Consider the following 19,190-nt stretch of genomic DNA (forward strand, 5'->3'; position numbering starts at 1 on the left):
TTTGGGGCTTTTCATTGAGTCCTCAACGATCATTAGGTACACAAAAGTGCAGTTCTGATTTAATCACGCACTCAGTATCTAACAAGCCTAATGAAAACGATACCCTGCCTCGATTGAACTCACCTTCATGATCTATCCATTCAATGTTAGAACCACAACATTCGCAAAATGTTCGTGTAGCTGTTGGGGATGACCGATATTTGCGTATCGTCCCTGAAGATCGAATAACAATATTTTCGCTCCTAACAACACCAAAAGATGCGAATTGTGCGCCATGGGCTTTGCGACACATTGAGCAGTGACAGTGAATAGCGCATTCAATCTCACCATGGACTTCGATGGTGACTTGTCCACACAAACAGCTACCTTTTAGGCTTGGCATGGCGGTTCAACTCAAAAGAATTAGCGATTAGTCCTACGTTTGAGGGCCTTTTTATAACTGGCTTCTCTCAAGTTCCAACTGACCAAGGAGATAAATGGTGTGAACAGCAAGACGAACAAAGAATGTAAGACAACCTCTTCCCAGTGGCTTTCCATCCAAACCCCATCATGCGAGAGGTACGCGCCAAAGAGCCGACCAAAAATCAGTGCCAATGACAGGATCAGGCTCGTTTTCGCCACATAGCGTAACTGCCCTTTTTCACGCTCTTTCGACCAACGTTCCACCAGCCTGTCATTCATGATGATTACCCTCTACGTTTTATCTAGCCATCATGACAGATGCCAAACAAAGACTCTCCATTACTGATTTTAGTTTGTGTGCTCGCTCATCAGGATTTAGTAAATTTGTGTTGCAGATGCCTATCGCCATCACATCTCAACTTCAGGTGTTAACCTCGTAAAAACGCTCTACATTTTTGCTCACTTCTCCCCAGTAAGAAGCCTTTACCCTTGCTTGATGCGCTTCGAAGGCAGCTTTGTCAACGAACTCTTCGTAAACGTCAAAGCGACACGGATTCTCTGGGTTTTCTGTCACTCGAAAGGTAATACAACCGCTTTCTTCTAGCGTCAGACGTTTATGGTTCTCTAGTTCTGCTTTTACGATGTCTAAATCAGAAACAGGCACGAGGATGTAGCCTTGCAATATTATTTTGGTCATTAACTTCCTTATCTATCACGCTCAACAGAAAGCAAAAGGCACCATCGTAGGGTGCCTTTCTCGTTTATTTCGTTTAACGCTTTATCAAGCCACGTCGTAATCAATAACAATGATATCTTCGATGTGCGGAACAAAGACTTCTTTAAGTGCTTCGTGTTCAGGATGGAAAAGGTAAGTATCGCGAACGTCCTCGTTTTGGAACGTCATGAAAACTACATGCGTGAAACCCTGATTCTTGCCTTCTGGGCTGTTGTTCTCGCCCCACTCTACAGACACAACGCCTTCAATGCGCTCGACCATAGACTCAAACTCTTCTCTGATCTCAGCGAAATCCGCTTCATTCGACTCTGGTTTGAATTTGACTAGCAGTACGTGTCTTATCATCTTGCTTTGCTCCCTCACCATTCCCTAATCTCAGCGTATTTCAACGCAGCTATTTATTCTCGCGAGTATTATCCCACTTTTTCTTCGGTGACTGGCTGAATCACTTTTAGTACTTTAGGAAGTTGACGAATAAGCCAGCTTTTTGCATTCCCCATACGGTTGCGCTTCCACGCCATCACCCAGTAAAGCTTGTAGACTTCGCTGCCATCTAGGATCTTCAATCGCCCTTCTGCGAGATCGTCTTCAATCCACCAGCCCGGCATAGTGCCAATACCATAGCCATCCAAAATGGCATTGTATTTCTCTGTCATCGAACTAACAGTAAGCCGCGGCTGCTCATCCAGAATGTTGTAGGTATAGGTTTTCGCATTTCTCGCGGTATCTGCGACAGAAATGCTGCGATAGAGGCGGCGAATATCTGGGTCGTAAGGGTTGTTATGTTTGTGGATTGGGTGATTTGCAGCTGCCACCCAATAGCCATCGGAATAACCCAGTTCTTGCACTTTCACGCCAGACGGAATGGTTGGCGGCTTAGGGCTAATAAGAATGTCTGCTCTGTCGTCGTCTAGCGCTTCCCAAGAACCCGCAAGTATTTCTTCTTGTAATCGAACTCGCGTACTCGACTCTTCACTGAGCTTATCCACGAGTGGGAAAAATTGTCTTGCCGTAAGCAAACCATCGAAGGCAATGGTTATGTCCAATTCCCAACCATGAGCAAGCGATTTAGCATCAGCGACCAACTCGTCTGCTGCATTCATCAGAATACGCCCACGCTCCAGTAATAGCTTACCTGCGTCCGTGAATGAGGCTTTGTGCCCTGAACGGTCAAAAATGACCAAATCTAAATCTTGTTCGAGTTTTTGTACCTGATAGCTCAGCGATGACGGTGCACGATTAAGCGAATCTGCCGCCGCGGCAAAGCTGCCTTTACGATCAATCGCGTCCAAAACCTGAAGTGCTTCGAAAGATAGCATGATGAAAGTCGTTCCTTGTTAATCCCAAGTAGATGACCTGAACAGTGTGAATTTATATTCATTTGTGAGCGTTGTCAGGTATCGACATCCTTTAAATCTGTCACAATCAACTGAAAGAGAACAGGAATATTTCCAAAACCTCAATTTCGTGATGCGCGGCTCGCCATGTTCCCAGCATCTGTCTTACGCTTAAGAATGAGGACGGATTTATGAAATTAGATCGTATTGAGTTATCAGGTTTTCGCGGTATCAGGCGCCTTTCTCTCGATTTAGACGAGCTTACAGTCCTGATAGGCGAGAACGCATGGGGTAAGAGTTCTCTGTTGGATGCCCTATCACTCTGTCTGCCTTCTTCTGGCGAGCAATACCAATTCCAACGCTCAGATTTTCACATCGACCATACCTTGGGGAATGCCCAAACCAATCAGATTCAAATTATCTTCCGCTGGAAAGAAAGCTTTTCTGGCGAACACAGGGCAAGACGTTACCGACAGTTCAGCCGAGTTTGGAACCTTTGTGACGATCACGGCCTTCGTCGGCTGGACTATCACATCAACGTTATTCATGAAGAAGGAAAAATCACGGTTACCCGAGATTTTCTAGACGAAAAAGGTGACGTGAAAGATGTCGAAAACAGTGAGGAACTGGCCAAGAAACTCACCCAACTTCACCCTATCGTTCGCATTCAGGACGCGCGTCGCCTTCGAGATACCGATATTGACCTGAACGGCAATGCAACCCGGCTAGAAAAACGATTAGAGAACACCGTAAAACGCTTGCAACAAAAGCCAGGGCACGTGAATAAAGGCGAGTTGCGTAGCGGCCTGAAAGCCATGCGAACGCTGCTCGACCACTACTTTGCCTTTGGCAGTCACAATCGCTCGCCGGGCGAGATTGAACCATACCGGCACCTGAACATGCGCGCTAACTATGTTCATCCGCTAGAGCAAGTCGCCAACACCACGTCTAATCAAAGCCGACTGCTCTTAATGGGGCTATTGAGTACCTTTGTACGTGCACGCGGGCCAAAACAACTCAAAGCCAATGCGCGCCCTATCGTGATTTTTGAAGATCCCGAGAGCCGATTGCACCCCACGCTTCTCAATCAGGCATGGCGTTTAATCAATCTCATGCCGATGCAGAAGATCCTCACCACCAATAGCAGTAACTTGCTGTCATCTGTGCCCTTAACATCTATTCGGCGTTTAGAGCGTGGCTCCACAACGACAGAGGCGTTTCAGGTCCCTGCCAATCACCTGAGTAAAGATGACCAACGAAAGGTTTCCTTTCATGTGCGCTTTCATCGCCCGAGTGCGCTGTTTGCTCGCTGTTGGCTATTGGTTGAAGGTGAAACGGAAGTTTGGCTGTTTAGCGAACTCGCCAGAATTCAAGGGTACGATTTGTCAGCAGAAGGCGTTCAGCTGATTGAGTTTGCGCAAAGCGGTTTGAAGCCCCTGATTAAGCTAGCCGGCGCGCTTGGAATTGAATGGCACGTGATTGCTGACGGTGATTTTGCGGGGCAGAAATACGCACACACGGCGAGAAGCTTTCTCAATGGCGACCAAGAAAAGCATCGCCTAACTGTGTTACCAGACAAAGATATCGAACATTACCTCTTCAACAATGGCTATGAACCGCTTTTCCGTGCAATGGCCCATGTTGAGGGTAATAACCAGCATGTCCCAGCGAAGAAGATCATTACCAAAGCATTGAAGAAATATGCGAAGCCAGATGCGGCATTAGCAATTATCGAGTACACGGAGCAACATCACGATGAAGCGATTCCACTACTTCTAAGGTGGACGGTACAACGTGTGATCAGTATGGCGAGAGGCGCGGGCTAGCGCGCCTTATTGTTTTTCGAAAAAGAGCGTCACGCGCCCTACTTCTAATCCAAATTTTTTCATCGACGTTAGGTTGAAAACGCGTTTCTCGTCTTGGCGGAACATCCAATCATCTAGTGTCAATTCGTAAGTACTGCCATCGACTTCGACGGCAAGAACATACACCCAATGCAGCGCATTGCCTTCTTCTCTTCCTGATGCTTTGCCAATCACATCACCTGCGGTGCCTTGGTAGGAACCATCTGGCAGTTTCTCAATCACCCAAACACGGTTTTGGGTTTCTCCGTCGTCAAACACAAAATCTTCGTCTAGCCTGATGGTGTTGCCTTCCACTGTCCCTGTAATTTCAACGGAAAATCGGCGAGTCTGTTTTCCAGTGAAATCCTGCACCATTCCCCAAGCATCTACCCGCCCTTCAAAGTACTCAAACAAGTTAAAAGCAGGCGTTGAATTTTTATAGTCTGACAATGAACTTGAACAGCCCACTGCGGTTAAAACGAATGCCAACACGAAGGCGATTTTTTTCACTGAGATTTGCTCCCTATAAGTGCCAACCGAACGGATGGATAAGACGTGTTCGGAGATAACCAGATATCAGAAAATGCTTTTGCCAGTGCAGAGTCGTTTAAGTGACCTGACAAGCTGACATCACCGTTTTTGGGTTGGTAGTAAAACGTACCTTGTTCGCCATTGAACACGTAAATCAAACGATCGCCTTTGTTCACATCAGGCCATTTACCGTCCATCTCAGGGACCCAACTCGCAATGTCGGCACTGCTAATGCCCAAATGTTCCCATTGCTCTACAGTGGCATCCAACAGGTCTGCGCTTTCGATATTGCGGCTGTACGTAATAACAAGAGCGACCGGAATGTCATCCACTTGGTAAGATCCGGTGGGTGTACGTAGTTCACTGTCATATATCTTCCAAAAACCCCAAGTTAGAGTGGCAGAGCTACCGGCTCCCACCAAATCCAATCATCTGCGTTTTTAGCAGGTTGGACGGATGGACTGGCAAAAGACAAAGAACTAAAAAGTAGCCCTGCAGCCAGCACGGGTAGCGCCATCAAAGAGAAAATCAGCCTGTGTAGGTATTGTTTGTCGATGCACATTTTTCCTCCCTGTTGGCTAACCAACTTAGTAGTGCAATAAACGTGACAGCGTAACCAAACCATGCAGCGAAAAGAACTGCCGCTGTGCTTGCTGTGTCTAACCCGAAGGTCACCGCGCCCAATCTCTCTCCCGCGAGATAACTCAACCCACCGCCGACGGATCCCGCAACAACCAAAACCCATTTAGGTTTTGACAAGAGCCAATCTCGCGTCAGCCAAATGTAGGCAGCAAAACCTGCCCAAAGTAAACAAAGCCAAATAGGCAAAAATTCGGTTTGAAATCTGAGTATGTCGAATGACTTCAGTACGGAGTCGCCAACAATACCGATCAAGGCAAACAATGGGATGGCGAAGAGTACGGTGCGGTCCAAAAATACCGCGCCGATTAACCCTAAGACGAGGAAAGGAAGAAACGTGTGCTGACCCACGACAGCAGCGAACCAATACACGTTAAATAGCACTGAAATCAGAACAAATCGCATATGTTTCTCCCTAACCTGCATCTCCTCGCCAAATAACACTCAGCGCCTAAATACGTTAGCGCAAGGCTTCTCGCCAATCTGGGCGGCTCAACACCAGCTGAACTGTGCTGATAGTGCGCTCTAGGAATCCACCTTCGCAGTAGCAAAAGTAGTATCGCCACAAGCGAGAAAACTTCTCGTCATAGCCCAGCTCTTCAAGCTCGGTTTCACGCTCATTAAAACGCTCATGCCACTCTTGCAACGTCTTAGCGTAATCCAGACCAATGTCTTTCAGGTCGCGGACAACGAAGTCTGATTGCTTAGTGAAGTGATCAAGCAGAACATTCACCGATGGCAAGAAACCACCAGGGAAAATGTGCTTTTGAATAAAGTCGACGTTCTTGCTGTAAGAATCATAACGTTGGTCTGCAATGGTGATGGCTTGAATGGCCATGAGTCCATTTGGCTTTAATAGCGATTGGCATTTTTTGATGTAGGTCGGTAAGAACTGCTTTCCGACGGCTTCAATCATTTCAATGGAAACCAGCTTGTCGAACTGCCCTTCTAAATCACGGTAATCTTGTTTGAGCAGGGTGATCTTGTGCGTTAGACCTTCATCAACGATACGGCTTTTTGCCCATTGATACTGTTCTTCTGAAATCGTCGTGGTTGTCACGCGACAATCGTAATGCTTGGCGGCGTGAATCGCCATTGCACCCCATCCAGTCCCAATTTCAACGAGGTGATCCGTTGGTTTAAGTTGAAGCTGCTTGCAAAGACGATCCATCTTCTGAAACTGCGCGGCTTCAAGGCTGTCAGTGTCACTTTCGTAGATCCCACTTGAGTACAGCATTTCCTCGTCCAAGAAACGCTCATAAAGATCATTACCAAGATCGTAATGCGCCGAAATGTTGGAACGAGAGTTCTCTTTGGTATTGCGGTTTTGCCAATGTGACAGCTTTTGAGCGATTGAAGCCACCCAGCCCACTTTACTCTCGATGCGATCAAGCGCATCGAGGTTTCGGCATACGGCACGAATCACATTGGTCAGGTCTGGTGAATCCCACCATCCGTCTACATACGCTTCTGACGCCGCGATGCTGCCGCCAGATAACACCCTGCGATAGAAGCCCGGGTGGCGCACAATGATCTCGGCATGCAAGTCTGAATTGCTGTCGCCGAGCTGCGTCGTTTGCCCGTCAAAATCCACCAGGGTTAAAGACGCATTTTTTAAGTACCCTAAGGTATTGAGCAACAAGCTTCGTGCAAAGGTGTCTTTTTTTGTTACTGGTAGTTCCACCGTTTGAATTTGACTCGTATACATGGTTACTCCTTTACCTGTTCGGGATGACCGTAGAACCTAGCTCCTTTCACCCATAGCTTCAGTGCTTCCCAGTAAATTGAAGCCACGACTTTCACTGTCATGATGGGTGTCTTTGCAATGAGCTTTGCCAGCTCTGCGGACGTAAAAGGTTGTCGTTTTAGCGCAAGTGTCGCATCGAACTCGCGGGTTTCTCTGTGCGTTTCCAAGTGAACAAACGCCGTTTGATCGAGCGGTCTGAGTTTCCAGACGTATTTCTGATCGATAGGGTTAAACGGCGATACGTGGAATGCCTTGTCGTTTTCCCAATGCTTCCCAGCAGGAACCGCGTAGTAATGGCGTTCATTCCAAGGTGTGTTGCTCACCTCTGCCAATACGTACTGCCATTGGTTTTGATTGTCGTAAATGTAATAAAAATTGACTGGGCTGAAATACATCCCGAAATAGCGCAAATGGCACAGTGACAGCACTTTTCCGGTAAAGCGTTTCCCCGTCAGTTCATAAATTTTGTCTTGAGCGGCTTGTTTGGTGTCTACTCGCCCTTGCATATAATCCGGGCGATAGAAGGACGCCATTGCCCATTTGCGAAGTGAAAAACCGCGTACCTTACTCGCCAGGCTTTCCACATCATCTAAATCCACCAACGCCATAAACATTGGGTAGTTGAACGTATGCTCTACGGGCGTAAAACGTCTGTGTCGCACCGTACCCACAAACAGGCCGCTGTTTCCGTCTTGGCTGTTCATGACGCAACCTTTAGCGGCGTTGGCAAAGATGAAATGCCATTCACCACATCTAGCGCACTGCGAACGCCGTCTTCGTGGAAGCCGTTGTACCAATATGCCCCACAGAACCATGTGTTGTTTTGGCCGCTAATACGCTCACGTTGGCCTTGTGCTTCGATACATTTCTGGTCGAACACCGGATGGGCATAAACAAGCTTGCGTAGGATTTTGTCTGGATTGATGTTTTCAGTTTGGTTAAGCGTCACGCAGAACGTTTCTGGCGATTCAATACCCTGAAGTATGTTCATGTTGTACGTCAGCGCGGCAGGTCTATCTTCTCGACCGTCTTGCTTTCCAAGGTGGTAGTTCCAACTTGCCCATGCGGCTTTTTTCCTCGGCAGCATGGAGTCATCGGTATGAAGCACCACGTCGTTGTTTTGGTATTCCATCGCCGAAAGCAGCTTTCTTTCATCCGCCGTTGGGTTATCCAACAAAGCCAGTGCTTGGTCGCTGTGACAGGCGAAGATCACTTGATCGAACTCGTCTATCCCTTCCTCGGTAATCACGCGAACTAGCGAACCTGCACGTACAACGCTGGTGATTTTGGCACTGAGCTTAATGCGGTCTTCAAATGGCGGGATCATCTTCCTTACGTATTCACGCGAGCCCCCCGGAATCACGAACCACTGAGGACGATTGGTCACGTCCAGCAGGCCGTGGTTTTGGAAAAATCGCAGGAAGAATTTCAGAGGAAATGCACGCATGTCCGACAGCGTTGATGACCAAATCGCAGCACCCATCGGCAGAATGTAGTTCTGGCAAAAGTAATCGCTGTAACCGCGACGCGACAGAAACTCGCCTAACGTTTGTTCGACCAATTCATCACCATGAGAAGCATTGGAATGCGCCTCACGTGCTTCTTTGTTGAAGCGCAGAATTTCCGAAATGAACTTGTAGAAACGAGGATTCAGCAAGTTTCGCTTCTGCGCGAACAAGGAGAACACGCTGTGACCATTATATTCGAGGCCGTTGTCGTCATTGCGAACACTGAAACTCATTTCCGTTTCCTGCGCACCGACACCGATATCACACAGCAGCTTTTGAAAATTCGGATAAGTGCGGTCGTTAAACACGATAAAGCCGGTATCAATCGCGTATTTTCCGCTGGCAACTTCAACGTCGATCGTCGCTGTATGACCGCCAACATAGTCATTAGCTTCATAGACGGTGATGTCATGATCGTGCTGCAGGTAGTGCGCACACGTTAGGCCTGAAATCCCTGAACCGATGATTGCAATTCTCATTGTGTTTTCCTTGTCATTTTTTTAACGAGTGCAAGTTGTGCGGCGGTGGGCAAGGTTGCCAGCACCTTAAGGAAGTAACTGAATTTACGCGGAAAGTGCACTTCATTTTTCCGCTTTGCCAAACCTTGTCGGATCTCCAAAGACGCTTCCTCTGGGGGAATCAACATTGGCATAGCGAAATCGTTCTTATCTGTTAGTGGTGTTTTCACAAAGCCTGGCGAAATCAAAGAAACAAACACGCCCTTTGACTCAAGATCCACAGCCAATGACTTAGCCAAATAGCAACAGCCGCCTTTGAGGCACCGTATGCCTCAGCGCGTGGCAAGCCGAGATAGGAAGCGGTTGAACCCATCAATGCCAAATGTGTTCTTTCGCTGAAGTTGTCTTGTAAGGCTTCAATGCAGTTGAGCAATCCAAACAGGTTGATGTCGAAAACTCGCTTAAACAGGTCTACATCAATGCGGCCATGATTAATGTATTCGCACGTCCCTGCGTTCAAGATGATGACATCCAGATCACCAACGTCATTAAGCGTTTCAGCCGTGTTTGCTTTGTCTGTTGCATCGAACGACAGCACCTGAATGTTGCTATAGATGCCTGACAAGCTTTCAAGGTTGGCAACGTTACGACCACAGGCAATAACATCCCAGCCATCTTGGGCGTAGTCTTTGGCAAGTTGGAATCCAATGCCTGAAGACGCGCCGGTGATGAGTACGCGTTTCATTGCCCCAACCTCTTCTTGATGAGTTTCACTGCCGAGCCAAGCACAGGCAGGGCTTCGTAAAGCATTTCGCCGAGGTCGAAGTAATCGCGATGCATGACAACGCGCCCTTCTCGCAGCGTCAGACGCGTACAACCATTCACTGAACGTGATTCACCGCCCTGCAATTTGGGATGCGACAACGTCATGGTCCAACTCAGAAACGCTACGTCTGCGTTAACGGCATAGTCATGAACCTCAAAGCGACAGTCGTTGACGTTGGTGTACAGTGATTCGAAGTAGCTCGCGAGGTTGCCATAACCCTCAATGCGATGCGCCGGGTCTTCAAACACCACGTCGTCGCTGTAAATCTCATCTAGTGTCTTGAGGTTGTCCTTCCTCAGCGACGAATAGATGGAGATAAACTTGTCGAGCGTATCTCGTTCCGAATTAATGGTTGAGTGCATCATGATTCAGCCCTGTGCGTGTTTTGGTTAGCCTTCGCGTTTTCAAACATGGCGATAGCTTTTTCGCGCGCTAATTTGTGGTTGACGATGGGCTTGGGATACGAAAGCTCCAACCCCTGTTTTTCTGCCCATTTGTGAGGATCGTGGAGAGCCTTTTCAGGAACAGTTTCTAATTCTTTCAACCATCTACGGATAAATCGGGTATTCGGATCAAATTTCTTGCTCTGCGCTTCAGGGTTAAAAACGCGGAAATAAGGTTGGGCATCCGTGCCTACAGATGCAGACCATTGCCACCCACCGTTGTTCGCCGCAAAATCACCATCAATTAAACGAGACATGAAGTACCTTTCACCCCATCGCCAATCAATGTGTAAGTCCTTGACCAAAAAGCTCGCAACAATCATTCTCAGGCGATTATGCATCCACCCTGTTTCGTTTAATTGCCGCATTGCAGCATCAACAATGGGGTAACCCGTCTTGCCTTGCTTCCATCGTTCAAACTTGAGTTCGTCACCATCCCAGTTGATGTTATCTGTCCAATCTTGAAAGGCTTTTCCTTTGCTGATTTCTGGGTAGCGCGCCACGATGTGCTGATAAAACTCACGCCAGATAATCTCTGACAGCCAAATAAATCCGCCGCCAGCACCTCGCTCAATACAGTCCGGTTGTTCAGCCAGTAGTCTGGCAACACATTGCCTTGGTGAGATGGCACCAATAGCAAGATAAGGAGAAAGCTGACTGGTGGCAGGAATCGCCGGAAAGTCTCGTGATTCGTCATACTGCTCGACACGATAACGGCAGAAATCTCTGAGACGCTGAATGATAGTGCTGTCATCCGTAGGCCAACTTACCGAGTCAACTTGCGGGTAACGGAATTCAATCGCGTTCTGATTCTTCAGCAACCCTTGCGTCAGCACATTGGTCGCAACTGCATCGGGTGTTTTTAATGCTGGGGTGGCATTTGAATGAATTTTTTCACCCACGCCTTTTTGAATGGTGTGAATACGCGATAGGTGTTTCCATCGCCATTAACGATGGTGCCTGGTGAGAAAATACATTTGTGGTCAAACGTGTGAAGCGAGGTGCTTGTGAGGCTCAATAAACCAGAAATACCGTTGTCTCGCGTTACCTCGTCAAACTCATAGTCTTTGGTGCTGTAGATATCCGCAATTTGGTATTCTTGGCAAAGTTGAGCGAGCACGGGATTGATGTCGCTAAATGTTCCCACGCTTTTGACAATCAGCGGGATGTTCAGTGCTTCAAGCTCTTGCCTTAATACCTGTAATCGTCGACAGATAAGGTCCGCCTGAATCGGTGCCATGTGGTGTGATTTCCACTGCTCATGTGTTTCGAAAAACACCGCAATGACAGGCTCACCGCCTTCACAGGCTTTCGTCAACGCAAGATTGTCTTTAACGCGCAGGTCACGTCTGAACCACATCAGTTTCATTGCGTTACTCCCTTATCCGTTTGCTTTTCGTTTTCCACTACACCCGACGACAGCTCTGGGTGTATTACGACGCACTTTCCTGCCAGTTCAACAACCAAACCACCTTTGGCGACGACATCTTCTATGTCTTTGCGCAAGGCAGTCGGTAACGCCTGATCAGAAAACATCACAAGTTTGTCGATACCTTGGTCTACCAGCGAGGCGTAAAGCCCTGTGATGCCCGTGTTGACGTCCTCAAGCGTTGTGACACTGTAACCGTTTAGCTGTAACTGCAACGCTTTGGTGTAAATTCGGTACCCGTACTTTTCATCTAATCCGATAAGCCAGCAGCGTTTCTGGGCTTTACCTTTTGCCGCTTCGAAAGACAAATGCACCAACAGGTTACGCAGGGTTGTTTGCCACAGACTCACGTAAGGTTTCATGGCCTGCGATTTGTGCGTTGAAAGCCAGTCATCTAAGGGTTCAAAGATGCGCTTACTCAACACCTGAATCGGATAGTGTTTGGTCAAATCTAACAACTTGTTCGTCAGGCCTTTGGCGTTTAAAGACATCAATGCATCTTTGATGCCTTCAAACTCCTCGTTCGACGTGTCGCTGACACGCTGTTGCTCAGGCTGGTTTTCAAGCAAGGCTTTGACCTGACTGACGGGCACACCTTTGTCGAGCCAAACCAGAATGCTGCGGATACGACTCACATCATCCGTGGTGTAGAGGCGATGGCCTTTTGGCGTGCGTTGCGGCTTTAACAAACCATAACGACGCTGCCACGCTCTCAAGGTGACGGAGTTAACGCCGGTCAACTCAGACACTTCACCAATGGTCAGCAAGGTTTCCTCAGAGCCCATAACGCAACCTCAGGCTTTCTGGGTATGGATTCAGATAGCTTTGCTTCTCAAGGTATTGATCGGGGTTTTGCTGCAAGTGGTGATTAATCAGCGTTAACGGTGCCAGCAGAGGCATGGTTCCTTTGCGGTAGGATTCAATCAGCCCTGCCAGTTCAGCCTTTTGCTGTTTGTCCAAATCACGCTTGAAGTAGCCTTGAAGGTGCATCAACACATTGGTGTTGTTCTTTCTGCTCGCGCGGTGCGCAATGGCTTGCATGAAACGGGTACGGTATTCCGCGAAAAATTCGTCGATCTCGTAGTCAGCAATCTTGGCCACGAACGCGCCCAGCTCTTTATAATCCGTTGGGCTGTGCGCCATCAGGACCAGCTTATAGCGGGAGTGAAAGTCGATAATCGCTTTGCGCGTGATCCCGTCAGACATCGACTGATACATGTCGTGCAGTGCAAACACACGGAAAACGAAATTTTCTTTGAGGACCGGGTCGTTGAGTCGACCGTCTTCTTCGATTGGCAGCCAAGGCATGCGATTCATCAGTTCAGCGGTGTAGAGACCGACGCCGATTTTCTCTGACGCCACATAGCCGTTTTCTCTGTAAACCTTCACGCGTTCCATGCCACAGGTAGGCGATTTAGCACAGACCACATAGCCACACAGTTCCATGTCAGCCAAACGTTCCGCAGTGGCTTTACTGAACTCCACCATTTTGTCTGTGTGGTCGATGTCTGCGTCTTTTGAATCCACAAGGCGGATGCCAATCTCTTCGCCGCGGTCCAGCAATCTGATGGTGGGTCTTGGCACGCCAAGGCCAACGGCCATTTCAGGACAAACTGGCACGTACTCTACAAACGGGTTTAATTCTTCGCTGACAAAATGACTGCGCTTATGACCACTATCGAATCTGACCTTCTCGCCAACAACACACGCACTGACACCTAATTTAATCGCCATAATCCTGCTCCTTGTTGTACAGGTTTTATTATTTGTACAACTTAAGCGTAACAATGGATCACTCTTGTACAAATATTTTTTAGCGTACAAGTTAAAAAAGCGTGAATTATGCAACAGAGGGCATTAAAAAGCCCGCTCAATGAGCGGGCTTTAGTTTTAATTTCAAACAGTTACTGGTCAGTGGCAGCTTCTTGCTCTGCATTGATAGCTATTTCAATTTGTTCTTCAAAACCTTTGAGACGTTTGTAAATCGACATGAGCTCTACAATCGTGCTCCAAGAATGAACAAGGAATTGGAACGAGTCTTCCACCTTACCAAACGCGCGCAAGATCTGTTGCAGGACACCTAGCGTGATTGCGCCAGAGACAATCGTTGGGCCCAAAGCAATGTATGGCACGATCACTGTGTACTGAATGTATGACCACTTTGCGATATCAAAGTAGAGGTAGTGGCGATACAAGTTGAAGTAGTTTTTACGAACGTTTTGGAACAGCTCTTTCACCGACTCGGGTTGCGCTCGTTCATCATGATCTTCACCGAAAACCAATTCCTTACGGTATGCGGCTTCGACCTTTTGGTTTTTAAACTCAAGACCTGGCAGTTTGATACCCACAATAGCCAACAACACTGTGCCAAATAACGCAGAGAGAATGGCGAGGTAAACCAATGAACGGCTGACTTCTCCAATCCATGGCAACTCTGTCACGTTCTCACTTAAGGTCCACAGAATAGGAAGGAAGGCAACCAATGTCATGACTGAACGCATAAAGCTAACACCCAGTCCTTCCATAATCCGTGCAAAGCGCATGGTATCTTCCTGGATACGCTGGGATGCACCTTCGATATGACGGATTTTGTTCCAATGCGACATGTAGTAATCATTCATCGCAGTACGCCAGCGGAAAACGTAGTGCCTGACGAAGAAGTCGAGCATGACAGCGATGATGATGTAGATGGAGACGATATTAAAGAACTCGACACACCCTGCGAAGAATTCTTCGAAGCTAACAGCGTTTGGTTCAGTAAGGGCTTTTTGTATGAGGTTGTAAAAAGAACCAAACCACTCATTTACTTTGACATCAATTTCTACTTTGTACCAAGTCACATAGAGGATTAGCGCAGAACCGAGAATCGACCAATGAAACCAGCGCTTATCCAGAAAAAACGATTTAAACATAAACACACATCCTTAAGCCTTGTGTCACTCTTTGAGTCCGTAAATGAGAAAGAGTTTCTTGGGTCTGTTGTGCTTTGGTGATCAACAGACCCTAGTCTTACCAAATTGAACGTATTTTCTCGCCCTATCTTTCAGTCTAGTCTTAGAATTTGAGAAATACTCGACGTTAACAAATTGATCTTATTGATTAAAACAGGAAAAGACCGATTCCACCAGCGATTCATCACGCAATCAACTGCAACGAAAATATTTTTCATTCGCAAATAGTGAGCGGCGATCGAGTCGCCGCTTCACCAGTTATTGAAGGAGAACATGTGTTGATGACAAAGATGTTGGAGGAGTAAACGAGGTTTTGAAGATATCAAAGGGAACAGGATCGCCAAAGTAAGAGCCTTGAAGCATCTCAACACCTGCCCCAATGAGATAGTCAGCTTGGGTTTTATTTTCAATCCCTTCCGCCACGACATGAAGCTTGGATTCACGCGCAAAGGCAAGGATGGAATCGAGGATCTTGATCTTAAAGTTTTCGGTTCCGATGCCATCAACAAACATACGATCAATTTTGATCGTGTCGATGTTCAAAATATGCAGGTAAGAAAACGCGCCATAGCCCGTTCCACAGTCGTCCAGCTTGATGGAAATCCCCTGCTCAGTAAGTGTCTCAATGCACTCTGCCGCTTTGTTTAAGTCGCTGAACTTGGTTCTTTCCGTGATTTCTAGTGAGAGGATATGCGGATCGATACCGGAGTCTTTCAGTTTTCCCAAAAGTTTCTCAGCCGTGTCTGGCTTTTCCAAATAGCTTGGCGACACATTAACACTGACAAAGAAACGCTCTGGTAGGTCGATACTTTTCAGGTGATGCAAAACATTGTCGACCAACTGGTCAGTGATCTTGTCGATCGCACCATTTTGTTCAGCCAAAGGGATAAATGTATCTGGCGGAATATATTCCCCGTTTGACGCCAGCCATCGAACAAGCACTTCCCCACCCACTACTTTGTAACCAGAGCCTTCCGGTTGCACAATAGGTTGGTAAAACGGTTTTAGCTCGTTGGATTCAATCGCTTCATTCAATAAGCCGCTTAGGCCTTTACGCTCCGTCTGATTGAGCTCGAATCCCACGGCAAACAGCACACCTAACAACACGATAAGCACGGAGAACATGTCCACCAGCTCTCCCACCAAGAAATCTACGCCTTCTTGATTGATGTAGAGCTTAATCATCATTCTGTTCTCGCCCATCGGCCCTTCATACACTTCCCAATACGGCTCATTGGAGTGTTGATATAGCTGAACGGTGCGCCCGTCGACATCGACAGTCATGTACAAGCATTCTTCACAATTAGAGAGGAAGTTACGAGGTTGCTGGAAGATGAAACGAAGAATTCCTTTGCTGGTGTGAAGACGCATTTCCTCGAACTGGCTGTTTTCCATCACCAAGGTTACGTCGCCAAAGTCGAGTTCATCAGATGGCGGAAATTTACCGAGTGGCCGACCCGCTTTCTCGCTGTTGTAGATTGAGCAGGAATGCTTGTCTGGTAGATGAAGATCTACGTAATCGACGAAGAGGTTGCCTGATTTGGCTTGGTTCATCAGCTCAATGTCTTCGTTATCACACTGGTAGCTAATTCTTGTTGACAGAGATTTGAGTTGCTCAAAGCTCTCCCGGTAAAGACCAGAATAGAGTTTGGACAACACCGCTGCATCTTCTTGAATTTTCTGCTTTACGAGCCAGTTGGCCACCGTAAATTGGGAAAAGTACGCAACCAGTGCTGCGAAGATAATAATAAGTACTGCTTTTGTGTGTTTCTTGAGCCAATCCACTTCGGCTCCCATTGCGTCCCATCAACCTGTAGCTAAGAATAGGACACTTGAAGCCAATGATTTTAAAAAAAAGCGAGACTTAGGAAGGATTCACCAGCAAAACCGTTTTCTCAAAATTGGCAGGAAGGCAGAAATCATTAAAATTTCATACACCCGTATGAAAGCTTCCATACAACGCTAATGTAATGTTATTTCTTATTTTTAAGACTATTTTTACCTGTGGTTACATTGCGGTTTGAATGTTATGTCATAGACTTCATTGAGAGACATTTGACTCACAAATGAGGTTTCCCCACTTGCACGACACCTATCAGCGTAATGCACCTTATACCGAGAGTTCCCAGAACGCACCTCGCTTTGTGTCTGTGGCTGCCATTGCCGTCATCTGTATGCTCATTCTCATTTCTACCTTTACGCTGTATCGCAGTGCCCAATCCAGACAAGTTGAACTGCAAGATCAAATGCTGAGCATTGAGGTAAACAGACTGCAACGGGCGATAGAGGTAAACCTTCAAAAAGAAGCGTATTTCATCGTCTGGCTCGCCAATAACTTTCAAAACGACGGTCAGATAACTAAAGAAAATTGGCTTTCCGTTACCTCAAACATTCGCGAAACCTTCCCGTTCTTTATCGGCGTCTACTGGATGAATACCGACGGCGAGATGCTTCTGAATTCACCGTCTAAATTCAAACCCAATGTAGATATGAGCACCTGGCAAATCACCCCGCCCGTGCAGTTCAATACCATGCCGGTGCTTTCCAAGCTTTCTACCTCAAACGTCATCAAAGACAGCAATGGCGAACTGTTTGTGGAAATGCGCCATCCGGTAGAGTTTAACGGCCGCATTGCGGGCTATTTGGGTGCAAGATACAACGTCGACCATATGCTCAAAGCCATTGCAGCCCAGTTCCTTCGCCCTGAACAGACGTTGGTGCTGAGCGACAGCGTAAATCAATTCTACGGAGAGCTTCCAAATGGACATGGTGTGCTCACCAACATGGTCGACGTCAACGCGCTAAACGGGAAATGGCAACTGACGGTTTGGCAACAAACTGACTATGACCGCAGCTATTTCTCTTTGCCGATGCTGATTTTTATCTCCGGCATTGTTGTGACTGTCCTGGTGGCAATTTCGCTCTATTTATTGGAAGTGAATGTCATGGGTCGTCGAGCAGAATCCGCGACCGTTGCCAAGCTTAAAGGCGAGATCACGCAGCGCCGCGAAGTGGAAGCGCAGTTACAGTTTACGGCCAATCACGATCCACAAACTCACCTTCCCAACCGCTTTGCGTTGGAAACCTACTTGGAGCGTTCCATCCGAGGAGAACAAGACGTTGTCTTGATGTGTATCGCGCTAGATAAGCTTCAAGAAGTGAATGATATGTATGGCTACTTGGTCGCCGACCAATTGCTGCTTGAAGCCGCCAAACGTTTCAAATCTGTGCTCCCACCCCATGCGCTGCTTGCCAGAACCAGCAACGACCAATTTATGATTGCTTGTCCCGGCATGTCGCAACTCGAAGCCGAAATGCAGGCCAATCAGTTAAGGATGTGTTTAGAGGAAGAGTTCTTTATCGAAGATAACGACATTCTCACAACCTGTGCGATTGGTATTGCGTATCGCTACATCGAAGACATGCGTGCTGATGAGTTACTTCGCCACGCAGACACCGCCGCTCATAAAGCAAAAGCACTGGGTAGCCGCAAGGTGGTCGCCTACAACCAAACCATGCAAGAACAGCTCAATCACAAGAAAGAGCTGGAACGTGCGATACGTAAAGCCATCAACAATGATGAACTTCAATTGCACTTCCAACCGCAGGTGGATTTGCGCACCCGTCAGGTTGTTGGTGTAGAAGCTTTAGTTCGCTGGGAGTCCAGTAACGGCACAGTGATCAGTCCGGATATCATCATCCAAACCGCTGAAGAAACGGGGTTGATGCAGCGTCTCGGTCATTGGGTAGTAGATACCGCTCTCAAGCAGTTCTCGCACATGCTAGATGAACGATGCGCACCAAAATGCATCGCGATTAACGTCTCTGGCCATGAGTTCCAAGATGGGTATCTCGCGGATTATGTGATTCGCTCAGTGACCCGCTATGACATTCCACCGCAACGCGTGCAAATAGAGCTAACCGAGCAGGTGTTCATTGAAAACCTTGAGCGTAACCAGCACATCTTGAACCGCTTAACTACTTCTGGCATTAGCCTCGCGATTGATGACTTTGGTACAGGTTACTCTTCTCTTGCTTACCTCAAGCACTTCCCGGTTAACACGGTGAAGATAGACCGCGGCTTTATCAAAGATCTCCCACAATCAAAAGACGATCTGGTGATTTGTCAGGCGGTGGTAAGCATGGCGAATTTGCTGCAACTGAAGGTGGTAGCGGAAGGTGTTGAGACGATAGATCAGCAAGAACTGCTGAGAAACATAGGCTGTAATTTTGCGCAGGGACACTTCTACTATCCGCCGATGACAGCCGACGATCTTATTGCCCTGCTCAAAAAACAAAGAGCCGGGCGTTTATACCCGGCATCTTAATCAGTTCACTA

General features: G+C 47.4%; 18 protein-coding genes and 2 pseudogenes. 2 read left to right on the forward strand and 18 right to left on the reverse strand.

What is annotated here, in order from left to right:
• Positions 1 to 22: 22 nt before the first annotated feature.
• From ATN88_RS28780 to ATN88_RS02980, 5 genes are all read right to left on the reverse strand, one after another.
• Positions 23 to 382 carry a GFA family protein gene (locus tag ATN88_RS28780; RefSeq protein ID WP_083539402.1) on the reverse strand — a complete coding sequence of 120 codons (360 nt, stop codon included), beginning with the start codon at positions 380 to 382 and terminating at the stop codon, positions 23 to 25.
• Positions 383 to 402: 20 nt separating this feature from the next.
• Entirely contained in the window at positions 403 to 681 is a 279-nt protein-coding gene (locus ATN88_RS02965) for a hypothetical protein (RefSeq protein ID WP_067411218.1), read from the reverse strand.
• Between the two features lie 142 nt (positions 682 to 823).
• A complete protein-coding gene (locus tag ATN88_RS02970) occupies positions 824 to 1,099 on the reverse strand; it encodes a putative quinol monooxygenase (protein ID WP_067411222.1) in 276 nt (91 codons plus the stop codon).
• 84 nt (positions 1,100 to 1,183) lie between these two features.
• A complete protein-coding gene (locus ATN88_RS02975; RefSeq protein ID WP_067411226.1) occupies positions 1,184 to 1,483 on the reverse strand; it encodes a Dabb family protein in 300 nt (99 codons plus the stop codon).
• Between the two features lie 68 nt (positions 1,484 to 1,551).
• A complete protein-coding gene (locus ATN88_RS02980) occupies positions 1,552 to 2,457 on the reverse strand; it encodes a LysR family transcriptional regulator (protein WP_067411229.1) in 906 nt (301 codons plus the stop codon).
• A 209-nt stretch (positions 2,458 to 2,666) separates the two neighbouring features.
• On the opposite strand from ATN88_RS02980, the gene ATN88_RS02985 reads away from it, so the two are divergent.
• Complete coding sequence (locus ATN88_RS02985; RefSeq protein ID WP_067411233.1) at positions 2,667 to 4,301, forward strand: DUF2813 domain-containing protein; 1,635 nt, start codon at positions 2,667 to 2,669, stop codon at positions 4,299 to 4,301.
• Between the two features lie 6 nt (positions 4,302 to 4,307).
• Here ATN88_RS02985 and ATN88_RS02990 read toward each other — a convergent pair whose 3' ends face one another.
• The 13 genes and pseudogenes from ATN88_RS02990 to ATN88_RS03050 all read right to left on the reverse strand — a co-directional run bounded on the left by ATN88_RS02990 (position 4,308) and on the right by ATN88_RS03050 (position 16,636).
• The gene (locus tag ATN88_RS02990; protein ID WP_067411237.1) at positions 4,308 to 4,829 is read right to left on the reverse strand and encodes a DUF3833 domain-containing protein; all 522 of its coding nucleotides are present in this window, start codon (positions 4,827 to 4,829) and stop codon (positions 4,308 to 4,310) included.
• Positions 4,826 to 5,182, reverse strand: coding sequence for a chalcone isomerase family protein (locus ATN88_RS02995; RefSeq protein ID WP_232312709.1), 357 nt, complete (start codon positions 5,180 to 5,182; stop codon positions 4,826 to 4,828). Before ATN88_RS02995 ends, ATN88_RS02990 begins: the two co-directional genes overlap by 4 nt.
• Positions 5,183 to 5,378: 196 nt before the next feature.
• Positions 5,379 to 5,894, reverse strand: coding sequence for a DUF2878 domain-containing protein (locus tag ATN88_RS03000; protein ID WP_067411242.1), 516 nt, complete (start codon positions 5,892 to 5,894; stop codon positions 5,379 to 5,381).
• Between the two features lie 55 nt (positions 5,895 to 5,949).
• Positions 5,950 to 7,197 carry an SAM-dependent methyltransferase gene (locus ATN88_RS03005; RefSeq protein WP_067411245.1) on the reverse strand — a complete coding sequence of 416 codons (1,248 nt, stop codon included), beginning with the start codon at positions 7,195 to 7,197 and terminating at the stop codon, positions 5,950 to 5,952.
• A gap of 2 nt (positions 7,198 to 7,199) precedes the next feature.
• The gene (locus tag ATN88_RS03010; protein WP_067411250.1) at positions 7,200 to 7,940 is read right to left on the reverse strand and encodes a DUF1365 domain-containing protein; all 741 of its coding nucleotides are present in this window, start codon (positions 7,938 to 7,940) and stop codon (positions 7,200 to 7,202) included.
• Complete coding sequence (locus ATN88_RS03015) at positions 7,937 to 9,223, reverse strand: NAD(P)/FAD-dependent oxidoreductase (RefSeq protein WP_067411254.1); 1,287 nt, start codon at positions 9,221 to 9,223, stop codon at positions 7,937 to 7,939. The genes ATN88_RS03010 and ATN88_RS03015 overlap by 4 nt, the downstream gene beginning before the upstream one ends.
• Positions 9,220 to 9,947, reverse strand: a pseudogene (locus tag ATN88_RS03020) (SDR family NAD(P)-dependent oxidoreductase). Before ATN88_RS03020 ends, ATN88_RS03015 begins: the two are co-directional and overlap by 4 nt.
• Positions 9,944 to 10,393: a nuclear transport factor 2 family protein gene (locus ATN88_RS03025; protein ID WP_067411258.1), complete on the reverse strand. Its 450-nt coding sequence runs from the start codon at positions 10,391 to 10,393 to the stop codon at positions 9,944 to 9,946. Before ATN88_RS03025 ends, ATN88_RS03020 begins: the two are co-directional and overlap by 4 nt.
• Positions 10,390 to 11,840, reverse strand: a pseudogene (gene phrB / locus ATN88_RS03030) (deoxyribodipyrimidine photo-lyase). Before phrB ends, ATN88_RS03025 begins: the two are co-directional and overlap by 4 nt.
• Positions 11,837 to 12,685, reverse strand: a complete 849-nt coding sequence (locus tag ATN88_RS03035) for a MerR family transcriptional regulator (RefSeq protein ID WP_067411263.1) — start codon at positions 12,683 to 12,685, stop codon at positions 11,837 to 11,839. Before ATN88_RS03035 ends, phrB begins: the two are co-directional and overlap by 4 nt.
• Positions 12,675 to 13,634, reverse strand: a complete 960-nt coding sequence (locus ATN88_RS03040) for a YbgA family protein (protein WP_067411267.1) — start codon at positions 13,632 to 13,634, stop codon at positions 12,675 to 12,677. Before ATN88_RS03040 ends, ATN88_RS03035 begins: the two co-directional genes overlap by 11 nt.
• 170 nt (positions 13,635 to 13,804) lie before the next feature.
• Positions 13,805 to 14,812 (reverse strand): peptide antibiotic transporter SbmA, encoded by a 1,008-nt coding sequence (sbmA, locus tag ATN88_RS03045; protein ID WP_067411271.1) that lies wholly within the window; start codon positions 14,810 to 14,812, stop codon positions 13,805 to 13,807.
• 297 nt (positions 14,813 to 15,109) lie between these two features.
• Complete coding sequence (locus ATN88_RS03050; RefSeq protein ID WP_067411931.1) at positions 15,110 to 16,636, reverse strand: EAL domain-containing protein; 1,527 nt, start codon at positions 16,634 to 16,636, stop codon at positions 15,110 to 15,112.
• 389 nt (positions 16,637 to 17,025) lie between these two features.
• Between ATN88_RS03050 and ATN88_RS03055 the strand changes: the two genes are divergently transcribed.
• On the forward strand, positions 17,026 to 19,179 hold the full coding sequence (locus ATN88_RS03055; RefSeq protein WP_198158321.1) for a putative bifunctional diguanylate cyclase/phosphodiesterase: 2,154 nt from the start codon (positions 17,026 to 17,028) through the stop codon (positions 19,177 to 19,179).
• Positions 19,180 to 19,190 lie beyond the last annotated feature (11 nt).

Source organism: Enterovibrio coralii, from assembly GCF_001559595.1.
GTDB lineage: Bacteria > Pseudomonadota > Gammaproteobacteria > Enterobacterales > Vibrionaceae > Enterovibrio > Enterovibrio coralii.